The sequence below is a fragment of the Stenotrophomonas sp. 05L44_2 genome, assembly GCF_056665995.1.
Genome location: NZ_JBFTNR010000614.1, coordinates 1 through 2539, shown reverse-complemented (window position 1 = coordinate 2539; position 2539 = coordinate 1). Strand labels below are relative to the sequence as shown.

Here is a 2539-nt window from a genome sequence, read left to right as displayed (position 1 = left end):
CTACTACGGTGGCTGCGAATACGTGGACATCGCCGAACAGCTGGCGATCGACCGCCTCAAGCAGCTGTTCGATGCGGACTACGCCAACGTGCAGCCGCACAGCGGTTCGCAGGCCAACCAGGCCGTGTACTTCGCGCTGCTGCAGCCGGGCGACACCATCCTCGGCATGAGCCTGGCCCACGGCGGCCACCTCACCCACGGTGCCAAGGTCAACGCCTCGGGCAAGCTGTTCAACGCCGTGCAGTACGGCGTCAACGACCAGGGYCTGATCGAYTACGACGAAGTCGAGMGSCTSGCMCTGGARCACAAGCCGAAGATGGTCGTYGCCGGYTTCTCGGCSTAYTCGCAGRWGATCGACTGGGCSCGCTTCCGCGCSATCGCCGACAAGGTCGGTGCCTACCTGTTCGTCGACATGGCGCACGTMGCCGGYCTGGTYGCTGCTGGCGTCTACCCGAGCCCGCTGGAACATGCGCACGTGGTCACCTCGACCACCCACAAGACCCTGCGCGGCCCGCGCGGCGGCATCATCGTCGCCAAGGGCGCCGACGAGGACCTGGTCAAGAAGCTGCAGTCGATCGTGTTCCCGGGTATCCAGGGCGGTCCGCTGATGCACGTCATCGCCGGCAAGGCCGTGGCCTTCAAGGAAGCGCTGGAGCCGGGCTTCAAGACCTACCAGCAGCAGGTGGTGAAGAACGCGCAGGCGATGGCCAACACGCTCATCGCGCGCGGCTACAAGATCGTCTCCGGTGGCACCCAGAACCACCTGATGCTGGTCGACATGATCGGCAAGGACGTGTCCGGCAAGGACGCGGAAGCCGCACTGGGCAAGGCCCATATCACCGTCAACAAGAACTCGGTGCCGAACGACCCGCGTTCGCCGTTCGTGACCTCGGGCCTGCGCCTGGGCACCCCGGCGGTGACCACCCGCGGTTACCTGGAACAGGACTGCGTGGACCTGGCCAACTGGATCGCCGACGTGCTCGACGCCCCGGCCGATGAGGCCGTGATCGCCCGCGTGCGTGATGCGGTCAGCGCGCAGTGCCGCAAGTACCCGGTCTACGGTTGATCGGGCACTGGGGTCGGAGCCCTTCCCTGCGGGAAGGGTTCTGGCCCCGGCACCGGAGTACCCGCGCATGGATGAGCGCCGCCTCAGGTATCTCTATGCAGCCTTGGCTGTGCCGTTGGGCGCACCCAGCGTGCTGTTTGGTGGGGCGATGGCGGTACTGGCCATGGCCGGAAGCGTGCTTTCACTTGCCGACGGCACCGTCAACCTGCCCGGGCAGGCATTGATGCTGCTGTGGGGCCTGGCCGGACTCGCCGGTTGCATCGCCTGGCTGGACCTCAGTTGCGGATATTTGTTTGCAGGGCGCAGCGCACTGCATGCGCGCAGCCGGGCGCAGTGGGGCGCGCTGCTGCTTGGCATGCTGGCGGCGCTGCCGCTGTTGGGCATGGGGCTGTGGCTGGGCATCACCCACGGCAGCGAAGGCTTCGGTCTGCTGCTGCTGGGGCCGTCGTTGCTGGTCCCGGCCGCCATGCTGTTGTGGCTGCGACCACGCACGTGAAGCAAGCAGCCAGCAAGGAGATTCGAACGCATGGATGAGCGCCTGCACAAACGCCTGTATATCGCCCAATGCCTGCTGCTGGGGTTGCCTGCACTGGTGGCCGGTGGCGGCGTCGCCGGCTTCGGCATCTACACCTTCCTGACCCGCCACGGCCTGATGCGCGGCGACGAAGGTGCGGTGCTGTTGCTGTGGGCGCTGGCGGGTGTGATCGGCTTGCTGGCCTGGTTGTGGCTCAGCATCTGCTACTTGAAGCGCGGGCGCGATGGCCTGCGGCACACCGCCCGTATTCCCTGGATCGGCTTGGCGCTGGGCGCCATGGCGGCGCTGGCGGTGATCGGCGTGGTGCTTTTCAGCTTGTTTGCCGGCAGCCCCTGGCAGGTACTGGGCTATCTGGTACTGGGCGTGCCGCTGCTGGTGCCGACTGCGCATCTGGTGTGGCTGCGGCGGGGTGCGACCGACGCTGTGTGACTGGCGGTTGGAAGTTTCAGAGAAATTGCATGGTGTGCCGCAGGTGTCAGGACTAGGGTCTTCCGACCTACTGGAAGGAGCCCCCGATGCAATCCTCGCGCCGCCGACACGGCCTCTACCTGCTTCTCCACAGCCTTCTTTTCTCCATTCCCTGCGCGTTGGCTGGCCTGTTGGGTTCGCTGCTGTTCCTATGGGTATGGGCGCACGGCGGTGACAACAGCGCACTTCTTGCATTGCTTGCGATGTGGGGTCTGCTCTCTGTGACGGCGATCCCGCTTGTTTTCCAGCTCGCAAACACGTGGCAGATGCGCGGACCGGATGGATTGAAGCCCGCCGCGCCGGTGCTGGGGACGCTGTTTCTAGTGTCAGCTGCTCAGGCTGTGTCCGCGTCGGTGATAACAGTTTCAAGTTTTGGAGTGGATCCGATACTGCTGATACTGGCAATCGGTTGGGGGGCTCCTTGGATCAGCCTCGCCTGCCACTTCCGATGGCCTGCCACTTCCGATGGC

At 65.5% G+C, this 2539-nt stretch carries 4 protein-coding genes; all 4 read left to right on the top strand.

Annotation, left to right across the window (positions count from 1 at the left end):
• The coding region (glyA, locus tag AC1VAN_RS18200; RefSeq protein ID WP_480986377.1) for a serine hydroxymethyltransferase at positions 1–1066 on the top strand (1066 nt) is incomplete at its 5' end.
• 67 nt (positions 1067–1133) lie between these two features.
• Positions 1134–1562, top strand: a complete 429-nt coding sequence (locus AC1VAN_RS18195) for a hypothetical protein (RefSeq protein WP_442251756.1) — start codon at positions 1134–1136, stop codon at positions 1560–1562.
• A gap of 30 nt (positions 1563–1592) precedes the next feature.
• Complete coding sequence (locus AC1VAN_RS18190; RefSeq protein ID WP_442251757.1) at positions 1593–2030, top strand: hypothetical protein; 438 nt, start codon at positions 1593–1595, stop codon at positions 2028–2030.
• An 86-nt stretch (positions 2031–2116) separates the two neighbouring features.
• On the top strand, positions 2117–2539 hold a 423-nt coding region (locus tag AC1VAN_RS18185; protein ID WP_480986376.1), incomplete at its 3' end, for a hypothetical protein.

What these genes read in the sequence shown, in the direction of transcription:
- AC1VAN_RS18195 (WP_442251756.1), top strand. Translation starts at nt 1,134, where the DNA reads ATGGATGAGCGCCGCCTCAGGTATCTCTATGCAGCCTTGGCTGTGCCG.
- AC1VAN_RS18190 (WP_442251757.1), top strand. Translation starts at nt 1,593, where the DNA reads ATGGATGAGCGCCTGCACAAACGCCTGTATATCGCCCAATGCCTGCTG.